Source organism: Streptomyces sp. NPDC040432 (assembly GCF_055595445.1).
In genome coordinates this window covers 71,811-96,816 of record NZ_JBVIVP010000027.1, presented here as the reverse complement: position 1 = coordinate 96,816, position 25,006 = coordinate 71,811, and the positions used below count along the sequence as shown (strand labels likewise).

General features: G+C 74.9%; 21 protein-coding genes. 10 read left to right on the top strand and 11 right to left on the bottom strand.

Translation table 11 applies throughout. From position 1 onward, the window contains the following. Nucleotides 1-9 precede the first annotated feature (9 nt). The 4 genes from ACZ58N_RS34185 (at nt 10) to ACZ58N_RS34170 (ending at nt 5,324) form a co-directional block, all read left to right on the top strand. On the top strand, nt 10-3,483 hold the full coding sequence (locus ACZ58N_RS34185) for an AfsR/SARP family transcriptional regulator (protein WP_471168045.1): 3,474 nt from the start codon (nt 10-12) through the stop codon (nt 3,481-3,483). A 159-nt stretch (nt 3,484-3,642) separates the two neighbouring features. Next, complete coding sequence (locus ACZ58N_RS34180; protein WP_389705579.1) at nt 3,643-3,846, top strand: cold-shock protein; 204 nt, start codon at nt 3,643-3,645, stop codon at nt 3,844-3,846. A gap of 183 nt (nt 3,847-4,029) precedes the next feature. Continuing rightward, on the top strand, nt 4,030-4,623 hold the full coding sequence (locus ACZ58N_RS34175; RefSeq protein WP_471168043.1) for a flavodoxin family protein: 594 nt from the start codon (nt 4,030-4,032) through the stop codon (nt 4,621-4,623). 164 nt (nt 4,624-4,787) lie between these two features. Then, on the top strand, nt 4,788-5,324 hold the full coding sequence (locus ACZ58N_RS34170) for a GNAT family N-acetyltransferase (RefSeq protein ID WP_471168041.1): 537 nt from the start codon (nt 4,788-4,790) through the stop codon (nt 5,322-5,324). Nucleotides 5,325-5,356: 32 nt separating this feature from the next. Here the strand turns inward: ACZ58N_RS34170 and ACZ58N_RS34165 are convergent, their stop codons facing one another. Beyond that, on the bottom strand, nt 5,357-5,854 hold the full coding sequence (locus ACZ58N_RS34165; protein ID WP_471168039.1) for a hypothetical protein: 498 nt from the start codon (nt 5,852-5,854) through the stop codon (nt 5,357-5,359). A gap of 202 nt (nt 5,855-6,056) precedes the next feature. Beyond that, nucleotides 6,057-6,479 carry a hypothetical protein gene (locus tag ACZ58N_RS34160; RefSeq protein WP_471168037.1) on the bottom strand — a complete coding sequence of 141 codons (423 nt, stop codon included), beginning with the start codon at nt 6,477-6,479 and terminating at the stop codon, nt 6,057-6,059. 188 nt (nt 6,480-6,667) lie between these two features. Between ACZ58N_RS34160 and ACZ58N_RS34155 the strand changes: the two genes are divergently transcribed. Then, entirely contained in the window at nt 6,668-7,084 is a 417-nt protein-coding gene (locus ACZ58N_RS34155; RefSeq protein WP_471168035.1) for a hypothetical protein, read from the top strand. Between the two features lie 66 nt (nt 7,085-7,150). Here the strand turns inward: ACZ58N_RS34155 and ACZ58N_RS34150 are convergent, their stop codons facing one another. The 3 genes from ACZ58N_RS34150 to ACZ58N_RS34140 form a co-directional block, all read right to left on the bottom strand. Further along, nucleotides 7,151-9,784, bottom strand: a complete 2,634-nt coding sequence (locus ACZ58N_RS34150) for a DUF7824 domain-containing protein (protein ID WP_471168032.1) — start codon at nt 9,782-9,784, stop codon at nt 7,151-7,153. Beyond that, nucleotides 9,781-11,205 (bottom strand): SWIM zinc finger family protein, encoded by a 1,425-nt coding sequence (locus tag ACZ58N_RS34145; protein ID WP_471168029.1) that lies wholly within the window; start codon nt 11,203-11,205, stop codon nt 9,781-9,783. The genes ACZ58N_RS34150 and ACZ58N_RS34145 overlap by 4 nt, the downstream gene beginning before the upstream one ends. Nucleotides 11,206-11,334: 129 nt before the next feature. Then, a complete protein-coding gene (locus tag ACZ58N_RS34140; RefSeq protein WP_471168026.1) occupies nt 11,335-12,222 on the bottom strand; it encodes an NAD(P)-dependent oxidoreductase in 888 nt (295 codons plus the stop codon). A 182-nt stretch (nt 12,223-12,404) separates the two neighbouring features. Between ACZ58N_RS34140 and ACZ58N_RS34135 the strand changes: the two genes are divergently transcribed. From ACZ58N_RS34135 to ACZ58N_RS34125, 3 genes are all read left to right on the top strand, one after another. Further along, a complete protein-coding gene (locus tag ACZ58N_RS34135) occupies nt 12,405-15,875 on the top strand; it encodes an AfsR/SARP family transcriptional regulator (RefSeq protein WP_471168023.1) in 3,471 nt (1,156 codons plus the stop codon). Nucleotides 15,876-16,291: 416 nt separating this feature from the next. After that, the gene (locus tag ACZ58N_RS34130; protein WP_471168071.1) at nt 16,292-16,756 is read left to right on the top strand and encodes a carboxymuconolactone decarboxylase family protein; all 465 of its coding nucleotides are present in this window, start codon (nt 16,292-16,294) and stop codon (nt 16,754-16,756) included. A 321-nt stretch (nt 16,757-17,077) separates the two neighbouring features. Beyond that, the gene (locus tag ACZ58N_RS34125; protein ID WP_471168020.1) at nt 17,078-17,413 is read left to right on the top strand and encodes a transglycosylase family protein; all 336 of its coding nucleotides are present in this window, start codon (nt 17,078-17,080) and stop codon (nt 17,411-17,413) included. 79 nt (nt 17,414-17,492) lie between these two features. Here the strand turns inward: ACZ58N_RS34125 and ACZ58N_RS34120 are convergent, their stop codons facing one another. The 3 genes from ACZ58N_RS34120 to ACZ58N_RS34110 all read right to left on the bottom strand — a co-directional run bounded on the left by ACZ58N_RS34120 (nt 17,493) and on the right by ACZ58N_RS34110 (nt 20,030). Beyond that, nucleotides 17,493-18,146: a response regulator gene (locus tag ACZ58N_RS34120; protein ID WP_471168017.1), complete on the bottom strand. Its 654-nt coding sequence runs from the start codon at nt 18,144-18,146 to the stop codon at nt 17,493-17,495. Nucleotides 18,147-18,214: 68 nt separating this feature from the next. Then, nucleotides 18,215-19,426 (bottom strand): sensor histidine kinase, encoded by a 1,212-nt coding sequence (locus ACZ58N_RS34115; RefSeq protein ID WP_471168015.1) that lies wholly within the window; start codon nt 19,424-19,426, stop codon nt 18,215-18,217. Nucleotides 19,427-19,628: 202 nt separating this feature from the next. Then, nucleotides 19,629-20,030: a hypothetical protein gene (locus ACZ58N_RS34110; RefSeq protein ID WP_471168077.1), complete on the bottom strand. Its 402-nt coding sequence runs from the start codon at nt 20,028-20,030 to the stop codon at nt 19,629-19,631. Between ACZ58N_RS34110 and ACZ58N_RS34105 the strand changes: the two genes are divergently transcribed. Next, nucleotides 19,984-20,394 carry a DUF4232 domain-containing protein gene (locus ACZ58N_RS34105; RefSeq protein ID WP_471168068.1) on the top strand — a complete coding sequence of 137 codons (411 nt, stop codon included), beginning with the start codon at nt 19,984-19,986 and terminating at the stop codon, nt 20,392-20,394. The genes ACZ58N_RS34110 and ACZ58N_RS34105 overlap by 47 nt on opposite strands. 102 nt (nt 20,395-20,496) lie before the next feature. On the opposite strand, the gene ACZ58N_RS34100 is transcribed toward ACZ58N_RS34105, so the two are convergent. Together ACZ58N_RS34100 and ACZ58N_RS34095 are read right to left on the bottom strand one after the other, a co-directional pair. Beyond that, nucleotides 20,497-20,772 carry an isoamylase early set domain-containing protein gene (locus tag ACZ58N_RS34100; RefSeq protein WP_389705542.1) on the bottom strand — a complete coding sequence of 92 codons (276 nt, stop codon included), beginning with the start codon at nt 20,770-20,772 and terminating at the stop codon, nt 20,497-20,499. A 184-nt stretch (nt 20,773-20,956) separates the two neighbouring features. Further along, complete coding sequence (locus tag ACZ58N_RS34095; protein ID WP_471168012.1) at nt 20,957-21,706, bottom strand: nucleotidyltransferase domain-containing protein; 750 nt, start codon at nt 21,704-21,706, stop codon at nt 20,957-20,959. Nucleotides 21,707-21,917: 211 nt separating this feature from the next. On the opposite strand from ACZ58N_RS34095, the gene ACZ58N_RS34090 reads away from it, so the two are divergent. After that, nucleotides 21,918-22,568: a GOLPH3/VPS74 family protein gene (locus tag ACZ58N_RS34090; protein WP_471168009.1), complete on the top strand. Its 651-nt coding sequence runs from the start codon at nt 21,918-21,920 to the stop codon at nt 22,566-22,568. A 117-nt stretch (nt 22,569-22,685) separates the two neighbouring features. Here ACZ58N_RS34090 and ACZ58N_RS34085 read toward each other — a convergent pair whose 3' ends face one another. After that, nucleotides 22,686-24,974, bottom strand: coding sequence for a S9 family peptidase (locus ACZ58N_RS34085; RefSeq protein ID WP_471168007.1), 2,289 nt, complete (start codon nt 24,972-24,974; stop codon nt 22,686-22,688). Nucleotides 24,975-25,006: the final 32 nt, after the last annotated feature.

Genomic DNA, 25,006 nt, shown 5'->3' with positions numbered 1-25,006 from the left:
GGTGATCACATGCGATTCGGGGTACTGGGACAGCTGGGTGTCTGGACGGCCGACGGAACGCCCGTGAGGGTGCCCGAGCTGAAGGTGCGGACCCTGCTCGTCTCCCTCCTCGTCGACGCCGGGCGGCCCGTCGCCGTCCACCGCCTGATCGACGACCTGTGGGGCGAGGAACTCCCCGGCAACCCGACCCGGGCGCTCCAGGCGAAGGTGTCGCAACTGCGCCGGGCCCTCGACGAAGCCGAACCGGGCGCGCGCTCCCTGATCGAGTCCCAGGCGCCCGGCTACGTCCTGCACACCGGGGACACCACCCTCGACACCGCCGCCTTCACCGCCCTCGCCGCCCGCGCCCGCGCCACCGCCGAACCCTCCGTCCGCGCCGCGCTGTTCGCCGACGCCCTCGCCGTCTGGCGCGGTCCCGCGTTCGCCGGTTTCGAGGCGGAGCCCTTCACCCGGGCCGCCGCCGACCGCCTGGAGGAGGAACGGCTCCTCGTGCGCGAGGAACGGGCCGAGACCCGCCTCGCCCTCGGCGAACACGCCGAGATCGTCGGGGAACTCGCCGAGCTCGTCGCCCGTCACCCCCTGCGCGAACGGCTGCGCGCCGCACACCTGCGGGCCCTGTACGGAGCGGGCCGGCAGAGCGAGGCACTCGCCGGGTACGAGGACCTGCGGGCCCGGCTCGCGGACGAACTCGGCCTCGACCCCGGCCCCGCGCTGACCGAGCTCCGCCAAGCCATCCTGACCCGGGACCCCGACCTCATGGCCCGCCCGCCGAGGGCCGCCGCCACGGCGCGAACCCCGGCCGGGCCCTTCGCGGTGCCCGCCCCGCGATCCGACGCCGCGTTTCCCACCCACCCCGGCCCCGATCACACCGCCGGCCACGACCCCGCCCGCACCAACCTGCCCGCCGCGCTCACCCCGCTCCTCGGCCGTGACCGGGCCGTGGCGGCCGTGCGCGAACTCGTCGCCACCCGCCGCCTGGTCACCCTCACCGGCCCCGGCGGAGTGGGCAAGACCCGCCTCGCCGTCGAGTCCGCCACCGGCCTGGAGACGGGCTTCCGCGACGGGGTCTGGCTGGTCGAACTCGCGGCCTCCGCCCGCACGCCCCGTGCCGGGGACCCGCCCACCACCGAGGTCGCCGAGGCCGTCGCCACCGCCCTCGGCATCCGCGACGACGCCGTCTGGGGCATACCCGGCCCCGACCAGCGGCGACTCACCCCCGACCGGCGCCTCGCGGCCACCCTGCGCGACCGCGAACTGCTCCTCGTCCTCGACAACTGCGAACACCTCGCCGACGAGGTCGCCGCCCTCACCGAACTGCTCCTGCGCACCGCCCCCGGCCTGCGCGTCCTGACGACCAGCCAGGAACCCCTCGCCCTCGCCGGCGAAACCCTGTGGACCGTACCCACCCTCGAACTCCCTTCGGCCGTCGAGCTGTTCACGACCCGCGCCACCGCCGGAGCGCCCGGCCTCGTCCTCGACACCGAAGACCGGGAAACCGTCGAAGCCATCTGCCGCCGCCTCGACGGCATCCCGCTCGCCCTGGAACTCGCCGCGACCAGGGTCCGCGCCCTGGGCACCCGGGGCGTCCTCGAACGCCTCGACGACCGGTTCCGTCTGCTCAGCTCCGGCCGGCGCGGCGCACCCGCCCGCCAACAGACCCTGCGCGCCGTCATCGACTGGAGCTGGGACCTGCTCGGCGACCCCGAACGGGCCGTACTGCGCCGCCTGTCCGTGCATGCCGAAGGCTGCACGCTCCGGGCCGCCGAGGAGGTGTGCGCGGGTGACGGGACCGGAGCCGCCGACAGCATCGAAGCCGCGGACGTCCTCGACCTGCTGGCCCGCCTCGTCGACCGCTCCCTGCTCACCCTCGCCCACACCCCGGCCGGCCCCCGCTACCGACTGCTCGAATCGGTCGCCGCCTACTGCGCCGAACGCCTCGACGAGGCCGCCGAGACCCGGGCCGCCCGCGCCCGCCATCTCACCCACCACCTCGCCCTGGCCGAAAGCGCCGCCCCCCGGCTGCGCACCGCCGACCAGCAGGCCTGGCTGGAGCGCCTCGACACCGAGGCCGCCAACCTGCGGGCCGCCCTCGCCCACGCCGTCACCACGGTCCCGTCCGCGACGACGGTCCCGTCCGCGACGACGGTCCCGTCCGCGACGACGACCGCGTCCGCGACCGCAAGCGCCCCCGCCGCCCTCGCCCCCGCCCCCACCGCCCCCACCGGGCCCACCGCACCCGCCGACGCCGCCCTGCGCCTGGTCGTCGCCCTGTCCTGGTACTGGGTCCTGCGCGGCCGACTCGGCGAAGGTCGCCGCGCCCTGGAAGCCGCCCTCGCCGCCACCCCGACCGGAGCCGCCCCCGCGCTGCGCGCCCACGTCGAGGTGCTGCGCACCGGATTCGCCGTCATGGCGGGGGAGGGGGCCGACCGGGCGGACCGCGTCCACGAAGCCCTCCGCGCCCACGAGGACCGTGCCACGGCCCACGACCTCGCCCGGAGCCGCTGGTTCCTCGCCCACGCCCTGTGCGTCACCGGCGACTTCACCCTGGGCCGGGAGCTCACCGCCCTGGCCTTGGAGGGGTTCACCGCCGCCCACGACGACTGGGGCACGGCCGCCGCGCTCGCCGACCGCTCCACCCAACGGCTGATGCGCGGCGACCTCGCCGGCGCCCGCCGCGACGGCACCCGCAGCGCCGCCCTGTTCACCGCGACCGGGGACGCGGCGGCCCTGCTCGGGACGGTCTACCCCCTCGCCACCCTCGCCGAGATCCACGGCGATTACCCCGAGGCAGCCCGCCTGCGCCGGGAGGCCCTGGAAACCGCCGAGCGCCTCGGCCTGACCACCCAGGCCGCCGACCTGCTCTCCGGCCTCGGCCGTGGCGCCCTGCTGACCGGCGACCTCGACGCCGCGCACGACCTGCACGAACGCTCCCGCCGGCTGGCCGCCGAACAGGGCTTCCAGGCCGGGGAGATCAACGCAGTCCTCGGCCTGGGCCTCGGCGCCCGCCGCGCCGGCGACCTCCCGGCCGCCGAGGCCCACATGCGGCGCGTCCTGGACTGGCACCGATCCGTCGGCCTCGACGGGGCCAACGCGCTGGTCCTGGCCGAGCTGGGCCACTGCGCCGCACTCCGCGGCGACACCGCCGGCGCCCTCGCCCTCCAGGAGGAGGGCCTCGCCACGGCCGGTACCACCGGCGACCCCCGCGCCGTGGCCCTGGCCCTCGAAGGCCTCGCCGCGGCCCTGGCCCCGGCGGGCCGGAACGCCGCCGCCGCCGCGCTCCTGGGTTCGGCCGACGCCGCCCGCCGCCGGGCCGGGGCCCCGCTCCCGCCGGCGGAACGCGTCGACGTGGACCGCGTCACGGCCGGGGCCCGCACCGCCCTCGGTCCGACCGCCTTCGACCGCGCGTTCCTCCACGGCGCCGGCCACCCCCCGGAATCGGCCTACGACGACCTCGCCGGGTACGGGGGAGCGGTCGATTCCTGACCGTCGGCCGAATGGGTGAGCGGTGCGTTCCCGCCACGCCGGCGAGCGGTCCCGGCCCGCCGCCAACCTGCCCGTTTTACCGGCCGACGGCTGGGGAGTAATGAGCGCGGGAGCCGGACGCGACGACAGCGCGAGGCCCCGACGAACGGAAGGCACGGCATGGCTCAGGGGACTGTGAAGTGGTTCAACGCGGAGAAGGGGTTCGGGTTCATCGCCCCGGACGACGGCACCGCCGATGTCTTCGTGCACTTCTCCGCGATCGATTCGACGGGCTACCGCTCGCTGGACGAGAACCAGCGGGTCGACTTCACCACCTCGCAGGGCCCCAAGGGTCCGCAGGCCGAACAGGTCCGCCCGATCTGACCGGAGCACGTCGGGTCCGCCGGGCGGCGGACCCGACGGCCGACGGGCGGGCGGGACCGGCGGCCCGAGGTGTCCGGAGCTCCCGGGGCGGACCTGACGGATCGGCCCGGAGGCCGGAATATCCCCGGCGGGCACGGAGGTTGGAGGCGTCGACCACCACCGATCGTCCGTACCGGAGCAGACATGACCACCGACGTCGCCCGCTCGTTCCTGTTCGTCCTGGGCAGTTCCCGCCCCGACGGCAACACCGAGATCCTCGCCCGTACGGCCGCCGCGCAACTCCCGGCCGATGTCCCGCAGCAGTGGGTGGACCTTTCCCGGCTCCCGCTCCCCGACTTCCAGGACGGCCGCCACGAGGGCGACACCTGGACGGTCGGTGAGAACGAGCAGACCCTGCGGCGGGCCACCCTGGAGGCCACGGACATAGTCCTCGCCTCACCCCTGTACTGGTACACCCTCTCCGCCCACACCAAGCGGTACCTCGACTACTGGTCCGGCTGGCTGGCCGTCCCGGAGCTGGACTTCAAGCGGCGCATGGCGGGCCGCACCCTGTGGGGCGTCACGGCCATGGCCGACCACGACGAGGCCGTCACCGACGGCCTGACCGCCACCCTCACCAACACGGCCGCCTACCTGCGGATGCGCTTCGGCGGCGTCCTCCTCGGCAACGGATCGCGGCCCGGTCAGGTCCGGGACGACGAGCGGGCGATGATCCGGGCCAAGACCTTCTTCGAGGGCGAGGCCCCCCTCGCGCACTTCCCCCACGAACAGCCGTAACAGCCGGCCGTGACAGCCGGCCGAGCGCGCCGCCGTCCGCGGGGTCGGGACGCCCCCGCGGCGGCGCACGTGCCGAGCACCGTCGGCGCCGAAGGCGTCGAACGCCCCCACCCGCGGCCGACCGGGCCCTCCCCCTCACGGAGCCGGCGCGGTTGGATGGATGCATGTCGATACCGACCGGCCCCCAGTGGGTGAAACTCGCACTCGACCTGAACACCTTCGACGCCCGCCGCTTCGGCGCCTACGTGGCGCGGGCCCGCACCCAGGGCATCCGGCTGACCACGCTCGACGAACTGGGGGACACCCCCGCCCACCGCAGGACGCTGTACGAACTGAACAGGACCTGCTCCGCCGACATCCCGGAACGGGGCGAGTTCCACACGTTCGACGAGTACCTCGGACGCCGCTTCGACACCCCCTCCTACGACCCGCGCGGCATCGTCATCGCCCTGGACGGAGACACCTGGGCGGGGATGGCCGCCACGTCCCACCACGACGGCCACCTCTTCAACGAGATGACCGGCGTCCTGGCCGCCTACCGGGGCCGCGGCCTGTCCATCGCCATGAAGACGATCGGCACACGGTTCGCCGATCTCCACGGGGTCCGCCGGATCCGCACCGTCCACCACCCGGCCAACACGAACGCCATCGCGATGAACCGGAAGATGGGCTTCGTCGACGCCGACTGGCCCCACCCCTGACCTTCCCCACCCACGCGGGCCCGGCAGGGGCGTCAGTACACCAGCCGGTACGTCGAGTCCTTCGGGACGGGGTGCGGTGCCTCGTCGGTGTAGAGGATGCGGAGCGTCGTGAACCGGTCCAGGTCGGGGTGGTCGGGCCAGCGCTCCGGGTTCGCGAGGGTCACCGTCACCGGGTACGGGCGGAACCGGCCCGCCGCGCAGTAGGGGCGGCAGTCGTTGACCATGTCCGTGCCGGTGGCCGTCGCGGTGTGCGATCCCCAGGTCTTCCAGTGCAGATCGACGAGCCGGTTGTTCCCGTCGCCGCAGGCCAGCAGGTACTCCTCGGGCCGCACCTGTGCCTGGTCGAAGCAGTCGACGACCACGACGGGGTCGGGGGCCGGGGCGATCTGCGCGGAGGCCGGTACGGCTCCCGCGACGAGAGCCGCCGCGGCGCACGCGACCATGGCCGTCCGCAACCCGTACCGTGCCCCGTGGCGCGCCCGGAACCCGACTGTGCGGGCGGGCCTGCGACCGTCCACCGAAGCGTCCACGACACCCTCCTCGCCCTGCGACCGATCACACCCAGCCTCTCCCAGATGTGTCGCACCCGCATCAGCTGACGCCGTCGTCACGTTCCGTCGATCACCCGTCGCTCGGGGGACCGGCGGAACCGCATGCGTGTCGCCCACCGGCCCCCCGCCCGCGCGACCCGGTGCGTACGGGAGCGGCCCCGCCGTCGGCCCGGGGCCGCCGTCAGGTCCGGCGGTAGGTCCGGCGGGCGGACAGGTGCGCGCGGACGGTGTCGCCCCGCCACAGCTTCGTCCCGCCCTCGTCCCACTGGTCGGGAGCGGGCCACCGGCCCCGACTGATGTCGGACCGGACGGTGTCGGGCTGCAGGTTGGCCGCGGCGGCGATCTCGACCACGGTGTAGAGGCGGTCGGGATCGAGCGGGGCGGTCTCCCGGATGTGGTGTTCGCTGAAGAAGGCGGCCACGGCGGCCGGGTCGAACTCCTTGTTCCGACCGCGCTTGCCGGTGCTCTCCGGCCAGCGCGCGTGTCTTCCCCACCGGGGGTTCTCCGAGATGTAGCGGGCGCTCATCCCGTAGTGCGCGGCTATCTCGGTGTAGGTGACGCCGATGCGGCCCCTCGGAGGGACGGGAGCGCTGTTCTCTGCCATGCGGCCGGCTTCCTTTGTTCGACTTCTGCTGGACGGCGGAGGTGGGCCGGCCGCAACGTCGTGGTCCGGTCCGCATGCGGGTCCCGTCACCCGCTTCCTGCCGCGAGGCGGCATTCAATCGTATGCAACCATGGCCGGACAAAAAGGAGTTGGACTCACAACATCCCCTTCGTGGGGAGGTGGGGGGCGTGGTGGGTCTGCTGTTGGAGCTCCTCCTCGGATCGCTGCTGACGCGGGGACACGTGCGCAGGCAGGTCGAGGAACGGAGTCGGCGGTTCGCGCAGGGGTCGGAGGTCGGCTTCGTCGCCTGCGTGCTCGGGGAGCGCCCCTACTGCCGGGACACGGCCTTGGTTTTCCTGTGGGTCGCACCCACCACGCTGCACCTCACACCGACGGAGTTCCCGGAGATCCGTCGCAGCCCCGTCCCGACCGACCGGATGGAACTGGTCGGGATCCGCGCCAGGGAGCGCGGCGACCCCCGGCTGGTGCAGTACGGCTGGAAGGTGGCCGAGGTCCGGGACGCCGGGGCCGCCGTCCTCATCGGATGCGATCTGGCCGCCATGGAACTGTTGGCCGCCGTGATCGGCGGGCCGGGCCCCACCTGAGGAAGGTCCCACCGCCGGCCAACCGGCCCACCCCGCGGCCGGACAACGGGCCACGGGGTTGCCCGTTCAGCTGCCCGGTGCCGGGTCCTGCGCGTTGCGACGGAGCGCGTCGCGCAGCCGGGCGGCCTGCGTCACCAGGCGCGACCTGCCGCCCCGGGCCGCGACCTCGGCCAACCCGGCCGGCTCCGGCGCGACCACACCGGCCTGCTCCGCACATTCGGCGGCCGTCGCCAGCAGGTCACCGGCACCGCGCGGATCGGCCGCCCCCGTGAGCAGCGCGGGCAGGGCGGCCTCCAGTACGGCCCAGGTCGTCGCGTGGGCGCCCGTCGCGGCGGCGATGCCCACCGAGTCGGCGAGCCGGTTCGGCTTGACCGTGCCCAGGCCGATCAGTTCGGCCAGGTCACCGCCGAGGCGGACGGGATCCAGCTCGCCCGAGGCCGCGAGGGTGAGGAGGGCGTCCACGGCCCTCAACCGGTCCTCGGGATGCCGGGCCCCGAGCCCCGTGGCCACCGCCAGGTGCAGGGCCGGTCCCGCCGGCCCACCCGCCCCGGCGAGCAGCGGCAGCGAGGCCCCGCCGTCACGCGCCTCGTGGACGGAACCGGCCGTGACGGCGGGCAGCCACCAGGCGGCCAGGACCTCCCGGTCCTGGGGCAGGACCGCGATCAGGACGGCGTCGTCGCCGCCGTCCCAGCAGCGGTCGTCCGACCGGCGGGCGCCCGCCAGTTCGTGGAACCGGGGCGGGAACTCGCGCAGAACGGTCGTCCGTTCCCCGGTGTCCATGACCAGCCGCTCGGGGGTCCCCCCGCCGTACGCGTACCGCAGGCCCGGCGCGGTGCGACGGGCGACGGCCACCGGCTCCCCGCCGGCGCCCAGCCAGGAGGCCAGCCGGTCCCCCGCGGGCGTGCCCAGGGCGGCGGCCTCGGGGATCACGGCCGCATCCCGACGCACCCGCAGCAGGGCCTGCGCGAAGTCCGCCGGCGCGGGCTCGGCGCCCAGCCGGCCGTACTCGGCCAGCCTCGCGATCAGCACGCGGGCGTCCAGCGAGCCCGTCTCCACGGTGGGCGTGGCCAGCAGGAACGGCAGCGTCGCGGAGGTGATGCCCCGCGCCGCCTCGACCACCCGCGCGTGCACGACGGCGCGCAACGCGGTGTGGTGACAGTCGCTGCGCCACGACGCGAGCACCTCCCCCGGCTTGCCCGTCGGCCGCGCCTCCAGCACGGCGGCGGCGACGTGTTCCAGGCCGGGCAGTTCGTGGGCGTAGTAGCGGGCCTGGTCCGGATCGAGCCACCAGCGGCCCGCCAGGGCCGACCGCAGCGCCCCCGCGAGGGCCGGCCGGTCCCGGTGCGCGTGCCGCACCAGCCCGTCCAGGGCGCGCTCGAACTCCTCCACGCCGGCGGTACGGGAGTTGATGACGGCAGCGACGAGTTCCACGGTCTCGGCAACCGTCTCCGGGGTCGGGGCGAGCGGCGCCGGCGCCGCCGGCGGCGGCAGGACCTCCTCGTACGGGCCGGTTTCCCCGGCGGGAGCGGCGCCGCTCCCGAACACCTCGACCGCCCGGGCCCGGTGGGCCGGACTCAGCGACCGGGCCCGGTCGGCGAGCTCGGAACGCAGGCCGGGATCGTCGGTCAGGTGGGCGGCGACCAGCTTCAACGCCCGCTCCTGGATGTCGGTGTCCGCGTGCCCGAAGGCCTCGGCGAGCTCCGGCAGCACCTCGGGCGCCGCCGCCGCGTCGCGGGCGAGTTCCTTGCCGACCAGCACGAGCTGCGCACGGACCAGCTTCTTCTCGGGGCGGAACAGGACGGCCGCCGACAGCTCGGCGAGCATGCGCGGGGTCAGCCCACCCGCCGCGGCGACCCGGCCGAGGACCTGAAGGGCGTATCCGGCGACGGCGGACGGGGCGTCGGAGGCCAGCGCGATCCAGTCGGCGGCCCGCTCCCGTTCCTCCTCGACGGTCGGGGCGAGGGCCTCCAGGATCGCCTGGTAGGGCCTCAGCTGGGCGGGCTTGCCGCCGCGCAACAGCCGGGCGGCGCAACCGTCCAGCAGGACGCCCCGCTCCAGGCACCCCTCGTCGGCCAGGGTGGCCAGCGCCGTCGGCCACCGGTCGGGGTCGTCCGCGATCCAGCCCGGGGTGAGGGCCCGGATCGGCTCGGCGGTCTCGAACAGCCGCGGAACGAGCACGGTGACGTGCGGGTCCCGGCGCAGGGCGGCCACGAGCGGGGAACGGGACGCCCCCACGGCCGCCGCCCAACCCTCCACGCAGCCGTCGCTGGTGGGCATCGGGCAACCGGAGAGCCGGACCAGCTCACTGATCAGCGGGTAGTCCTGCTCGGCGGTCGCGGCCCGGGCGGCCAGCCGGTGCGCGAGGTCACCGAGCCACTTCGGATCCCGGCCGGACAGTACGTCGAGCAACACGGCGGTCAGCGGCTCCGGCCGCCACCGGCGCAGATCGGCGGCGCCGATCCAGGCGGCCGCGGCCGCGGCCCCCGTCACACAGCCGGCGCCCGCGACGACCAGGGCCGGACTCATCAGGTCCCGGTCCTGCCAACGCTCCCATCGCGAGGCCCGCAGCTCGCGCCGCAATTCCTTCAGCGCGACGAGCAACACCTTGCGCTCCGCGGGTTCCAGCGGCTTGAGGAGTCCCGGCAGGGCGGCGGCACGGCCGGCCCGTACGGCTTCGAGGACGTCGTCGGTGGCGTTCATCGCGCGGCTCCGGAGGTGACGGGGGAGGGGGCGGTCGAGTCGTCGGAGGTGGTGGAGGTGGCGGCCCGCAGGGCCATCCGGGTGGCCAGGGCGTGCTTGCAGGGGCCCCGACGACCCCGGTGGTCCGCCCACCACTGGCAGGTGCAGCTGAGCGCGCCGCCCGACTCGCGCACCTGGTAGAGACGTTCACCCGAGGCCACCACGGCGGTACCGGCACGCTCCAGGGTGACCGCGCCCGCCTCCAGCAGGGCCCGGGCGGCCACCAACCGCGGGTTGTGCCGCTCGGCACGCCGGGCGTCGTAGGGCAGTTCACGGTGGAAGTACGCGGCTTCGGCGATGTCGTAGCCGACCCGGCCTGCCGTCCCCAGACGCGTCAGGGCGGCCCGTACGCGGCCCACGGGCAACCCCGACTGCTCGGCGAGGTCGGCCGGATCGATCCGGGGCTCCCAGGCGAGCAGGACCGAGATCAGCTCCGCGTCCTCGGCCGCCGCGTCGGTGGCGAGCGCCTCCAACACGCCGCCCTCACCGGAGAACCCGCGGTCGGCCCCCGGCGACAGGGTGAGCGTCAGACGCATCCCCGGCAGCCCCACCTCCCAGGCGGAGGCGGTGGGCTCGGCGCCGGCCGGCGCGGGACCGTACACGCGCAGGCCCGTGGCGTGCCGCAGTACGCGCTGGAGGGCGGCGAGACGTTCGGGGCCGGGCAGGCAGACCGCGCCGGGCACCGGCCGGGTCGTGGGGCGCAGCGTACGGCCCGCGGGAACCACCCACAGGGCGCCGCCCGCGGCCCCGCCGCCGACCGAGGTGCGCGGCAGGGACCGGAGGAAGCGCGTCGTCTCGGCGGCGTTCAGTTCGGCGCGGAGGTCGAAGCCGGTGGTGACGGCCTGGGACTCGGCGAAGCCGCGCAGCCAGCGTTCCGGCAGCGGAACCTTCTTCTCGACGACCGGCCCGTCGAGGGTGGTCACCGCCATCTCGTCGGGGCCGACCCGCAGGTGCAGCGGGTCATCACCGCTCAGCCGCGACAGCGCCTCGCGCAGCGGGTTGTTGACGTCGACGTTGGTCGTTCCGTGTCCGGTGTCGGCGCCACGCAGACCGTCCGGCAGCACGTCCAAGCGGGCGTACACGCCGCAGCACCCGGAGAACGACTCGAACCGCAGCCGGTCGCCGTTGCCGGTGACGACCGGGTCGAGCGAGGCGCGCACGGTACGCATGTGGTAGCGGGCCGCCGCCACGTCCGCGACGGCGAGCAACGCCCGGGCGGCCGCCTGGGGCGCACTCAGGAACCCGGCGAAGAACCGGGGGTGGGCATCCGCCCCGGCGGGGGTGAGACCCCCCGCCGTCTCCAGGTTGAGCGCCCGACCCGCCTCGGCGGCGGTCAGCGAGGAGGGACGTGCGTAGGCGAAGGTATGTGCGGTCCGCGTCATGTTCGAGACGCTAGGCGGCCCCACTGACAACGCCCTCCGACGGCGGTGCGGGGGGAACGGCGGCCACGACGCGCACACCGCGCGGGATCGGCACCCCCGCAGCCGGCCGCCCCGCCCCGGCCGGCCGGATCAGCGGCCGGCGCGCAGGGACTCGATGGTGCGGGACAGGCTGGAGGCGGCGTGACCGGAGTCGACCTGGTCGTCGAACAGGCGCTGGAGCGGCGCGAGGAGGTCGGTGGACAGGCCCTGTGCCTCGGTCGTGGCCAGGATGTTGCGCAGACCCACCGCGTTGATCTCCAGGTTGGAGGTCGTCGTGTCGTACTCGCCCCGGTCGATCTCCTCCGCGAAGGCCGGCAGGGCCTCGGCGGCGGCCGTCAACCACCGCACCAGTTGCGAGGTCACCGCGGTCGCCTCGATCCCCTCCGTACCGGCGAGGGCCACGGCCTGGAAGAAGCCCGAGAACATCCCGTACATGCCGCTGAGCAGAGCGGTGTCGTACACGGAGGACAGGTCCGGCGCGGCGCCGACGAAGACGCCCTCGCCGATCAGGTCGAGCGCCGGCCGGTGCTCCCGGTAGGCCGCCTCGTCGCCGCTGTAGAGGACGAAGGACTCGGCGGTCCCGATGGTCTGGGGCACCGCGTACACGGCGCCGTCCACGTACGCGGCCCGCTGGTCCGCGACCCACGCGCCGAGGTCGCGGGCTGCCCCGGGAGTGCCGGTGGTCAGGTTCACCAGGGTACGCCCGGTGAGGGCCCCGGCGGCCGGACGCAGCAGCTCACCGACGGTGTCGTAGTCGAGGACGGTCACCACGACGAGTTCGGACGCCGCGACCGCCTCGGCCACGGTGGCCGCGCGGGTGGCGCCCCGCGAGACCGGGCCGTCGGTCCTGGCCGCCGACCGGTTCCAGACGGTGGTGGGATGCCCCTGGGCGAGGAAGGCGTCGGCCAGGGCCCGGCCGAGGTTGCCCAGGCCGATCACGGTGACGGGGGTCCGGGGGGTGGCGGTCCGCGCGGTCATGACGGTGTCTCCTTCGAAGACGACGGGTGTGCGTGTCCTGCTGAACGGGGCTCAGCCTGCGTCGCCGCGCTGCCGGTTCGCCGTACGTCGGCTGCCGGTCGGCCGGCGGTCCCGGCGGCGGGCAGCGGGGCCTTCGTCGCGAGGCAGACGGGAGTTTGACGACAGGCCCTAGGGTGATCTTCATGCGTGTGGGGGTATTGGGGCCGCTGACGGTCCGGGCTGCGGACGGCGAGCCGGTGAACGTGACCGGAGCGAAGGCACGCACCCTGCTGGTCCGGCTGCTCGTGGCGCCCGGACGGCCCGTCCCCGAGGACCGGCTGGTCGACTCCCTGTGGGGGCTGGGGGACGCCGCGCCGCCGCTCCACCCGTACGGCAGCCTCCAAGGCCAGGTCTCCCGGCTGCGGGCGGCCCTGGACCGGGCCGAACCGGGCGGCGCCGGCAGGGCACGGCTCGTCCACGGAGAGGGCGGCTACCGGCTGCGCCTGGAGCCCGGGGAACTTGACGCGGAACGCTTCACCGGGCTGCTGGCACGCGCCCGGTCCGGGGCGTCGACCGTCGAAGGGAGGGTCGAACTCCTGCGTGAGGCACTGGAGTTGTGGACCGGAGCGGCGTACGCGGGCCACACCGGCGACCCGGCGGTGCGGGCTGCGGCCGGCCGGCTGGAGGAGGAGCGGCTGGCCGCGCTGGAGGAAATGCTGGACCTGCGGGTGCACCTCGGCGAACAGCACGCGGTCCTCGGCGAGCTGAACGAACTGGTCGCCGCGCATCCGCTGCGCGAGCGCCTGCGCGCCGTACAGCTGCGGGCCCTCCACCGGGCCGGCCGGCAGGCCGACGCCCTGGCCGCCTACGAGGAGCTGCGCGGCCGGCTGGCCGGCGACCTGGGCCTGGACCCCGACCCCGCCCTGACCGCCCTGCGCCAGGCGATCCTGCGTCAGGACCCCGACGTGGAGGCCACCTTCGGACCGTCGACGGGCCGTGTGCCGGAGCCGTCCCGGGCGCCCGCACCGCAAGCGGTCGGCACGACGGGCACGCCGGTGGCGGGCGGGCGGCTGCCCGCCGCCGTCACCCGGATCGTGGGACGGGACGCCGATCTCGCCTCCGTGGAGGTGCTGTTGCAGCACTCAAGGGTGGTCACGGTGACCGGTCCCGGTGGCGTCGGAAAGACCCGGCTGGCCTTCGAGTGCGCGGACCGGACGGCCGACCGTTACGCGGACGGGGTCCGGCTCGCCGAACTCGCCCCGCTGCCCACCGGCTCGTCCGCCGAGGCCGTGGCGGGGACCCTCCTCGGGATGCTGGGGGTCCGTCAGCCGGACGTCCAGCCCCCCGTCCGGCCCCACGGACAGCCCCCCGTCCGGCCCCGCGCACAGCCCGGCGGCGCACCGCCCACCGCGCAGGACGGCGCGGTGCCCCGGCCCCGCGCCCACCCGGGCTCCGACCCCGACCCAGACCCCGGGGCCGGGCGGCCCGTGCCGAGCGCAGTGGACCTGCTGGTGGCCGCGCTCCGCGAGCGGCGTGTCCTGATCCTCCTCGACAACTGCGAGCACCTCGCCGGCTCGGTCGCCGACCTGCTGGCCGCGGTGCTGCCCGGGGTCCCGGGACTGTCGGTCCTGGCGACGGGGCAGGAGCCCCTCGGGTTGGCCGGGGAGGCGGTGTACCAGTTGGCCCCGTTGGCGTCGGCCGATGCCGTGGCCCTGTTCACCGCCCGTTCCGGACTCCCGCCCGCCCCGGCACCCGCGGCCGGCGGGAACCACCCGGGCACCGCGGGCACCGCGGGCACCACGGGCACCGCGGACGGCGACGCCGTCGCGGCCCTGTGCGCCCGCCTGGACGGCCTCCCCCTCGCCCTGGAGCTCGCCGCCGCCCGGGTCCGCTCCCTGGGTGTGCACGGCCTGCTCGCCGGGCTCGACGACCGGTTCGCCCTGCTCTCACGGGGCCTGCGCGGGGTCCCCGCACGCCAGCGGACCCTGCGCGCGGTGATCGACTGGAGCTGGGGGCTGCTCGACCCGGCCGAGGAGGCGGTGCTGCGACGGCTCTCCGTGCACGCGGGCGACGCCTCGACGGCCGCCGCCCGCGCCGTGTGCGCAGGTACGGACGTACCGGCCGCCCACGTCCCGGAGGTGCTGGCCCGCCTGGCGGACCGCTCCCTCCTGGTCCTCGTCGACCGCCCCGACGAAACGCGGTACCGGCTGCTGGAATCCGTCAAGTACTACGCCCTGGAACGACTCCGGGAGGCGGGCGAGGAACCGGACACCCTGGCCCGGCACGGCGTCCACCATCGGGAACTGGCCCTGCGCGCCGAGCCGTTGCTGCGCGGGCCGCGGCAACGGCAGTGGCTGACCCGGTTGGACGCGGCCGAGGCCGACTTCCGTCCGGCTGTCGAGGAGGCGCTCGCGCGCGGGGCGGTCGTCGAGGCCCTGGACGCCGCCCGCGCCCTGACCTGGTACTGGCTGCTGCGGGGCCGACCCGCCGTCGCGGGAAGACTCCTCGACGCGTGCCTCACCACCGCGCTGGCCCTCCCGCCCCGCCCCGGAGCGGAGTCGGAACGGGAAGCGGCCGTCGCCTGCGCGGTCGCCTGGCGGACCGGCCTCGCCCTGAGTGAGGGCGCCTCGCCCACCACCGGCCCGGAGGCCGTACGGGAAGCCGTCGGCGCGCTGGACCTGCCGGGGGTGACGGCACGGGACCCGCAGGCACGGGCCACCGCCCTGTGGTTCCTGGCCTCCGCACAGATGGGCGCGGGCGAGGTCACCGCCGGGGAGGAACTCACCGAACGGGCCCTCGCCGCCTCCGAGGAACTCGGCCACACCTGGGTGACGGCGGCCGCCCTGAGCGTCCGCGCCCGCCACGCCCTCGCGCACGGCGACCTCGAAGGGGTGCGCCGCGACGCCGAGCGCAGCGCCCGGCTCTTCTCCGCGCTGGGCGACCGCTGGGGTCAGTCGCAGACGGTGTTCCCGCGGGCGGCCCTCCACGAGATCGCCGGCGACCACCCGAGGGCCGCCCGGCTGCACGAGGAGGGGCTCGCCCTCGCGGAGGATCTCGGGCTGTGGACGGAGGCCGCCAAACGCCTTTGCGCGCTCGGCAGACTGGCCCTGCTGACCGGCGACCTCACCGCGGCCCGGGAGCTGCACGACCGTGCCTGGAAACTGGCCCGGGAGCAGAGCCACGGCGCGGGTGAGGCCGACGCCCGGATCGGACTCGGCATGCTCGCGCGGCGCACCGGGGACCTCCGCGGGGCGGAGGCCCACATGGACGCCGTCCTGGCCTGGTTCCGCGCCACCGGGTACGGGCCCGGCACGGCCCTGGCGCTCGCCGAACTCGGTTTCACGGCCGAGCAGAGGGGCGAACCGTCCCGTGCCCGCGCCCTGCACGCCGAGGGGCTGGCGGTGGCGAGCGAGCTGGGCGACGTACGGGCGCAGGCCCTGGCCCGGGAGGGGCTGGCCGGTGCGGCGGCGGCCGACGGGGCCGTGGAACGTGCCGCGGAGCTGCTCGGCGCCGCACACGCGGCCCGCCTCTCCGCGGGAGCCCCCCTGCCCGAAGCGGAACGCCGCGATGTCGACCGGGTGTGGGCGGCATGCGTGGCCGCGGCCGGCGCGGCGGCCTCCGAGGCGGCCTTCGCCCGCGGCAGGTCCCGGTACCCGGAGGACATCACCCCCTGAGCCGGCCCACCGGCCCGCGGCCCCGCCCCGGTCGGCGCACGGTGGACGGTCCTCCCCTTCCCGTCCTCCCGCCTTGTCCACCGACCGGTGGACAACAGGTTCAGTCCGCAGGAAGTCATGCCGGCACCACCCCGCCGCGCACGCGGCCTCCTCACCCGCCGCTGACCCGCACCGACGCCGCCCCCGCCCGGTGTCCGGCGCCGGGCGACGACACCGGCAGAAGTTTTTTCTCCGGAGCTGTCACACTCCCGGCGGCCCGTCCGTCAATGCGGTGTAGCCGACGCAGCGAGCAACGGCCCCAGCCACCGGAGACCGCCATGACGCGCACCCACACCGACAACGACACCCACACCGACAACGACACCAACGCCGGGACCGACGTCGACGGCAAGGCCACCACCCGCCCCCTCTCGCGGATGGCGAACCCGGCCGAGTTCGTTCCGGAGCTGAACGACATCAGCGCCGCCCTGTTCCGCGCCACGGGCAACCGTTCCGTCCCGCGCGCCACGATGAGCCTGGTCCACCTCCGGGCCGGGCAGATCGTCGGCAACACCTACCTGACCGTCCTGAACACCGGTTTCCTCCGCAAGGCCGGCGAGTCCGAGGAGCGCATCACGGCCGTCTCGTCCTGGCAGGACGCCCCGTACTTCACCCCGGCCGAGCGGGCCGCGCTCGCCCTGGTCGAGGCCGTCCTCCAGCCCGCCCCGCGCGGCCAGGAGCGCGTCGGCGACGAGCTGTACGCCGAGGCCGCGAAGCACTACGACGAGAAGGCCCTCGCCACCCTCACCATCGCGATCGGCCAGATCAACTTCTTCATCGCCCTGGCCCTGATCGGCAAGCCCGCCCCGGTCGCCTCCCTCGCGGACGAGCAGTGGGACTGACCCGATCCGACCGCAGCCTACCCGATCCGACCGGTCCCCGACCGATCTGCCCCTGACCCGGCCCGACCCGCCCGACCGGCCCGCCCGGCGGCGGGCCCGGGCCTGCGGGGCGGGCGGGTCGGGGCCGGTCGGGTCAGGTACTGCCCGCGCACGCCGGTACCCGCTCCGTCACCCCGCCACAGCTCCGGCCCCGCCCGGAACGACCGGGGCGGAGCGGATCGGGTCCGCCGCCCGGTCATCACCCCGCCTACCCCGATCGGTCGACCCGCGGTCCCTCGATCCGGGTCAGGGTGGTGGGCTGTCGATGGAAGGAGACCCGTCATGTTCGCTGCCCGAGCCGTCGCGGCGGTCCTGCTCATGGCAGGAGCGTTCCTGCCCGTGATCGTGGCCCCCACGACGCAGGCGGCCACCGATTCCACCCCGTGGGACCGGGTCGCCGCGTGCGAATCCGGCGGGAACTGGGCGACCGGCACCGGAAACGGCTTCAGCGGCGGACTCCAGTTCACCGCGTCCACCTGGACCGCCTTCGGCGGAACGCACTTCGCCGCCCGCGCGAACGAAGCCGACCGGGCCCAACAGATCGACGTCGCCGAGCGCGTCATGCAGGTCCAGGGCCCCGGTGCCTGGCCCCGATGCGGCAAGGAAGCCGGTCTGTGACCCGGCCGCGGCCCCGCCCCGGCCCGGCTCGACCCGGTTCCACCCGGCCGGCGTGCCGGGACCGGCCCGTGGCCACCCGTCAGGCCGTGATGAGGCCCGCCTCGTAGGCGAGGACGACGGCCTGGGCGCGACTGGTGAGGGCGAGTTTGGTCATGCACCGGTGGACGTGCGTCTTGATGGTCGCGGGGCTGAGCACGAGGCGGCCCGCGATGTCGCTGTTGGACAGGCCGGTGCCGACCAGCGTCAGTATCTCGACCTCGCGCGGCGTCAGCGCACCGAGATCGGGGCGCGGACGACTGCGCTCCGGGCCGGGGCCGCACGCCTTCATGAGCCCGGCCAGGGCCGCGGGGCTCAGCAACGTCTCACCGGCGTGGACGGTGTGGATGGCCGACAGGAGCCGTTGCGGCGGGGTGTTCTTGAGGAGGTAGCCGGCGGCCCCGGCCCGGAGCGCGTCGTACACGTACACGTCCAGGTCGAAGGTCGTCAGCATGATGACCCTCGGATGCGGAGCCGGTGATCGTTCGACGATGGCGCGCGTCGCCGCGATCCCACCGATGCCGGGCATGCGGACGTCCATCAGGACCACGTCGGGCCGCAGTTCGGCGGCCAGCGCCACGGCCTCCTCGCCGCTGTCCGCCTCGGCGACGACCTCGATGTCCGGTGCGGCCCGCAGCAGTGCGGCGAGTCCGGAGCGGACGAGGATCTGGTCGTCGACCACAAGGACCTCGGGCATGTGCTGCGTTCCCCCAGACGACGGCTCTCCTCGTCGCCGACCGGTCGCCGACCCGTCGCCGACCGTGGTCACACGTCCGGTACGGGCATGACGAGATCGACCTCGAATCCCCCTTGGGGGCGGGCACCGGCCGTGACGGTCCCGCCGTAGATGATTGCCCGCTCACGCATGCCGATCAAACCGTGGCCCGTCCCGTCCCGTCCCTCGGTCACCGGACGGGAGGGCCCGTCATCGGTGACGCGGACCCGGACCGTGCCCCGGCCGCGCGAGAAGGTGACGGTGGCGGTGGCCGTCGGCGCGTGTTTGAGCACGTTGGTCAGCGCCTCCTGCACGACCCGGTACACGCACATGTCCAGGCCGGCGGGCAGCGGGTCGGCGAGGGTGTCCCCGGTGATCCGGACCGGCACGCCCGCCGCCCGGACCCGGCCGGCGAGTTCCGCGAGACGGGCCATGCCGGGAGCCGCGCCGTCCGCGTCGGGCAGGGCGTCGGTACGGTCGTGCGCGGTGTGTTGGACGCCGTGCCGCAGCACGGCGAGCATCCGGCGCATCTCGTCACCGGCGTCCCGGGCGCTGTCCGTGATGACGCCGACGGCCTTGTGCGCGGTCGGCGGGTCCGTGGTGAAGACGTAGTCGGCCAGTCCCGCCTGGATCGATATGACGGACACGTGGTGGGCGATCACGTCGTGGAGTTCGCGGGCGATGCGCATGCACTCGTCGGAGACGGCCCTGCGCGTCCGCTCCTCCTGCTCGCGCCGCAACTGCTCGGTCAACGCGGCCAGTCGGCGCCCGCGTTCCCCGAGTCGGCGCGACACGTCCCCGGTGACCCAGGTGACGGCCGCCGTCGCCGTGACGAAGGCGGCGCTGAGCGCGCCGATGCCGGGCTCGGCCAGCCGCGTCCCCCACAGCAGGACCAGCCAGGTGACGACGGTGCACGGCACGGATACCTCGCGCGGACGGTGCGCGGCGACGGTGTAGTTCGCGAGGGCCAGACCGCACACCACCACCGGGTGGTAGTACGCCAGTGTCAGATACGTGAGGACGACCGCGGCGTTCGCGGCGAAGACGAGCAGGGGTGCGAGACGCCGGACGGCCAACGGCAGGTACACGGCCGCGACGAGGACGTAGGCCAGGGCGTCGGAGTCGCGCCAGTGGTTCGTCGGGTCGGGCCAGTTGTGGAGCATGGACGCCGAAATCGCCAGCGACCCGACCGCGTAGACCGCGTCGGCCACTTGGGGGAGCACGGCGCGTACGGCTCCCCACCGCCCTCCCCGAAATGCCATGCCCCGAGCGTAAACGGCCCGGTCCGGACACTCGTACACCCAGGGTGGTACATCCGCTACCCCATGAGGAGCAGTGGACGATCACCTCCTGGTGGGCCGCGCCCGCACCCCCCGCGGACCTATCTTTCAGCCACGTCAACGAAGCACGTGACAGCACAAACCGGGGGTTCGACATGCGTGCAGCCCGCATGGGTTTGAAGTACTACGTTTTCGGGGCCGCGACCGTCGTCGCGCTCCTGTCATCCGTGGCCTGCGAGGCTGAGGGCGGCGCGAACCACGCGGGGGGTGGCGCGTCCCGTACGCCGGGTGCGTCGGGGTCCGCGTCCGCTTCAGGATCCGCGTCCGCTCCCGGCGCCCCGGGCGCGTCCGCCTCCGGTACGAGCGCCTCTTCCGAGGACTCAGCCGGCACCGCCGCACCCGGTGCGTCCGCCGGGTCGAGCACGTCCGCCGCGCCCGGTACGCCGGCGAAGCCGACCGCGCCGGTGAAGCCGACGGCGTCGGTCAAGCCCGGAGCGTCGGGGAGCACGCCCCCACCCTGCACGGCCGCGAACGTCGCGATCACCGGGTCGTTCGAGCGGCAGGACTCCGAGCGGAACCTGTTCATGACGGCCGTCAACACCGGCGACCGGACCTGCACGTTGTACTTCTACCCGATCGTCCGCTTCGCCTCGGACTCCGAGGTGCAGCCGCCCCCGATGGAGTCCCCGGCACGGACGGCCGCCACGATCGGCCCGGGGGAGAAGGCGTACTCGGCCGTGCGCCTCTACCGGGAAGGCGGCTCGCGGACCGAGAACAGGACGGCGGTGAAGGTGTTCTTCCACGACCGCACCCCGAACGACGAGGTGGGCGGGTCGGTTTCCGTCAAGCTGCCCCAGGGCGGCTTCGTGAACATCGACGACAACCCCATGGTCACGTTCTGGAACCTCGACGCCGCCGCGGTCAAGAGCTACATGTTCAAGGTCCACTGACCGGCCCCGCCTCGACGCGAAGTGGGCCACCGCGGACCGGCGCGGCGGTGGACCGGCGCGCCGGGACCGGAGGCCTTGTGGCCCGTGGACCGGGAGCGGGTCTCAGGTGTGGAGGCGGCTGTTGGGACCGTCGTGGTCGCCCGCGGCCTCGTCGTTGAACCAGTAGTCGCCGGCGGCCAGGTAGCGGAACGAGTGGCTGCTCTTGCTGGGCAGGTCCACGGAGACGGCGCGCTTCCCGTCCTTGCGGGGCTGGAGGGTGTGGACGCCGGGCTGCCAGTCGTTGAAGTCGCCGACCACGCTGACCGGGCCGGGCGGGATGTCCGCGGGGAGAACGAAGGTGATCTTGGTGCGGTCCTTGCGCAGGGTGCGTTCCAGCACGACGGGCTCCAGACGGGGGGAGGCGGGGATACGCGCCCATCCTGCGGGGCGGACGCACGAGGTGCCCGCCGACGCCACCGCCCGCGCCCCAGCATCACCCGCCCACCACACCCCGTGCACCCGCCCGGGGTTCCCGACCGGGCCGGTACGCCCGCCGGCGCCCGGCGGTGGGACCGAGCAGCGGCTACGGAGCGGACGGCGCCGTGCTCGGCCAAGTCCTCCGGTAGCCCTCGCGCAGGGGTCCGCCGACCAGGTCGAGGACCACCGACGCCGCGCCGGCCAGGACAGCCGGGTCGCCCGCCCGGCACATGCGCAGGTGCCCCTCCAACAGGGCGGCCCCCCGGGAGGGGTCGGCCTCCAGGAGGCGCCGCGGCAGCCACTTGCCGCCTCCCGTCCACGCCCGATGGTGATCGCAGAGCAGGTCGGCCGCCGTCGTGAGGACGTGCCCGGCCACGGCCAGACCTTCCACGGGGTCGGCCGCGTCGAGGAGGTCGTCGAGCGAGTCCGTCAACCCGTACCGCTTCGACTCGACGGTCGGCGCGTCCAGTACGGGCGGCCCCGCGCGCAGGTCGTCCTCGGCCAGGGCGCGGGCCCGCGGCGCCTCGCCGTCCACGTCGACCAGGACGAGACCGGTGGCGTACATGTGCTGCATGGCGGCCCGCCGGTTGGCGACGTCCGCGGCGAAGAGTTCGCCGAGACCGGCCCGGGTGTGGACGAAGAGCTCCACGAGCCGCCCCTCGAAGCGGACGGTCTCCCGGTGGGTCGCGCCGCCGTCCCCGACGAGCACCGCGATGTCCAGGTCGCTGCTCGCGGTGGCCCGCCCGGCAGCCGTGGACCCGGCGAGGACCACCGAGAGGGCGTCGGGGAACCGGTCATGGACGAGACGACGGGCCTGTCGGACATGAGGGGCGTCAGGGACCTGAGGAGCAACCATGCCGTTCAGCGTGCCAGGAGCCGCACCCGACGGCGAACGACTTCCCGCGCGGCCCGCCGCGTCCCGTCCGGCGGGTGCGCGACCCCGCGGAGGCGCCGCCGAGGCCGAACCGGCGGGGGAGGAGGTGGGATCGACGTGCTCCCGCAGGGCAGACTGCCGGAACCCCGGTGGTCGTTGCCGGTGCGGGGCCCGTACGAAAGGAACACCTGAGATGACCTTGGCAGGCGAAATGATCCTGCTCGCCTTCGACGAGGAGGCGGGCGAGCTTCCGGTCCGGCAGTACCTGGCCCCGGCCGTGCGCGGTGCGATGTTGGCCGAACTGCTCGACGGTGGCGCCCTGACGGACGAGGCGGGCACGGCGAAAGCGGCGGGCGACGCTCCGCAGGACGCCGTGCTGAGGCAGGTGTGGCAGCGGATCGCCGCGGAGCCCGGTCGAAAGTGGCTGTACTGGGTCCGGAGGGACGGTCGAGAATCGATCCACAACGTGCTGAGGGGCTTGGAGAAGGACGGCCTGCTGGAACAACGCATGACGCGGGTCTTCGGCGTCTTCCCCCTGAACCGGGCCGACCTCACCGCGGACGGCCGCACCGCGGCCGGGGAGGTACGGGCGGCGGTGGCCGCAGCCGCTGCCGACCGACCGGCCGCCGCCGCGGGCGAAACCGGTGGCGCCGCCGGGGCCGACGGCCGGGCCGCGCTGCTGGCCGGACTCGCGCACGCGGGCGGCCACCTGTCCACCACCCTGTCGTCCGACCGGCGCCGCGCGCTCGGGGACCGCCTGACGGCCCTGTCCGAGAACGCCGCCCCGGTTTCCGCGGCGGTGTGCCGGGCCGCCCAGGACTTCCGGGCCGCCGCGGCCGCGTAGCCCACCACGGCGTCGCCGGCCACGACACGCACGAACCCCGGCACCCCCGGCCCGCACCGACCACGAGCGGTCCGCGCCGGGTGGTCCGATCGCCCCGGGCGCCGGCGCTTGCGCCGCTCAGGAGAACAGTTCGCCGAGCAACTCGGGGCCGATGGGGATGCGGGCGGGGCGGTACGCGGGAGGCCGCGCGTCCATCAGCGTGCGCACCAGGAAGTCCCAGGCGCGCGTGCGGACGTGGGCCAGGCAGTCGATGAACGTGTGCTCCGCCCCGGGCACCACCACCAGCTCGACGTCCTGGTCGGCGGCCATCAGCCGGTTCGCCAACCGCAGGGAGTGGGCGGGATGGACCTGGTCGTCCAGTTCCCCGTGCACGAGCAACAACCTGCCCGCCGGCCGGTCCGCCGGCCGGTCCGCGAGGCAGACGTTGGAGGCACGGGACCAGGCCTCGGGATCGTCCGCGCCGTCGTAGGTCTCCACGAACCCCGGGTTGAAGACGCGGGCGTCGTGCGAGCCGGAGAGCGCGACCCCCGCCCTGAACACCTCGGGGAATTCCAGTACCGCCCGCGCCGCCGCGAAACCGCCCCCGGAGTGGCCGAACGCGCCGACCCGGTCCAGGTCCATCCACGGCCGGCTCGCGGCCAACTGCCGCAGCGCCGCGACGTGGTCGGCCAGGCTGCCCGCGTCGGCCAGGCGACCGTACGAGGCGTCGTGGAAGGACTTGTCGCGCCCCGGGGTCCCCCGCCCGTCCAGCGCCACCACGACGAAGCCCAGCGCTGCGAGGGGCTCCGCGTCGAGCCCCATCCCGCCGGGGTCGAAGCACGGGGCGACCCGGTTGACCTGCGGACCGGGGTACACGTGGTCCACCACCGGGTGGCGTCGGGACGGGTCGAACCCCCGCGGCCGGTACAGCACCCCGTAGATGTCCGTCACACCGTCGGCCGCCTTGACGCGGAACCGTTCCGGAGGCGTCCAGCCGGTCGCCGTGAGCTTGCCGATGTCGGCGCGCTCCAGCTCGACCAGCACCCGCCCGGTCCAGTCGCGCACGCGGGACACCGGCGGGGTGTCGACCGTCGACGCGGAGTCGATGAAGTACTCCTGGTGGTCGGGCACGGTGACGACGTGGTCGAGGGCGTCGTCGGTGACCGTGGCGAACCCGGATCCGTCGAGGCCGACCCGGCACACCGTCCGCCGGTACGGGTCCTCCTCGACCAACCCGGCGGCGGTGAAGTACACCACCCGTTCCGCCTCGTCGACGCGCAGGATCCGCCGCACCCCCCACGATCCGGAGGTGACCCGCCCGAGCAGTGCGCCGGTGCGCAGGTCGTACCGGTACAGGTGGCCCCAGCCGTCCCGCTGCGAGTACCACAGCACCTCGTCGGCGAGCACCCGCACGATCGGCGGCTCGTACAGCCACTGGTTGGGGTCCACCCGGGTGTCGCCGGTTTCACCGAGCACCGCGGTGACTGCGCCGGTGACCGGGTCCAACCGGTACAGGGTGAGGGTGCGCAGGTCGCGGGGCCGGTCGAGGTAGTACACCGCCGTACCGTCCGGAGCCCACCACGCCCACTCGGTCGCGATCGGTGACACGTTCGGCATCAGCAGCGGTTCGGCCTGCGCGCGGACCACCGTGCCCGAGGCGACGTCCAGCACGACCAGCTCGGCCCGTGGCAGGTTCTCGTCCCCGGGGTGGGCGTACCGCTGCGTGTGCAGGACGGGCGCGCCGCCGTCGGCGGGCGCGGCCTCCACGAGGTGGGTGCGTCGGACGTCGCGCTCGTCGGTGCGGTGCGTCAGCACCTTGGTCGAGTCGGGCGACCAGGCCACCGCGGGCGGCAGGTGCGGCAGGCCGATCTTGCGCAGCAGGGTGCCGTTGCTCGTGGAGTCGGGACCGGCGCCGTACCGGTGGTCGGGCGCGCCGTCGGTGGTCAGCGCCCACTCGCGGCCGTCGGACAGGGAGCGTGCCCACAGGTCGTATCCCCGTCGGGACACCGCGGTCCTGCCGTCGGGTGACAGTACCTCCAGGGGATTGCCCGACGGGGTGAACTCGGCCCGCTCGCAGACCCAGCCGTCCAGGTGGCAGCGCCAGTACTCGCCGAACGCGGCGAACTCCACCGTGTTCGGCGTGAGTTCGATGCTCAGGAACGGCAGGGATCCGGGGTCGACCCGCTGACCGGACGCGGCGGTCAGCGCGGCGGCGAGCAGGGCGTGGTCGAAGGCCGGCTCCCTGGTGCCCGCCGCGGGATCGACCCGTACGAACCGCCGGCCGACGCCGTCGCTCACCGCGTACCAGAATCGGGTGCCGCCGTCGATCCACTGCGGCGTGACCTTGTCACCGACGACGAGCTCGCCGGGGCGGGCGGGCCGGCGAAGGAGCTGTTCGGCGGCCCGGTAGTCCTGAGTGGTGCTCATCTTCTTCGTCGTCCTCGGGAGTCGGTACGGGA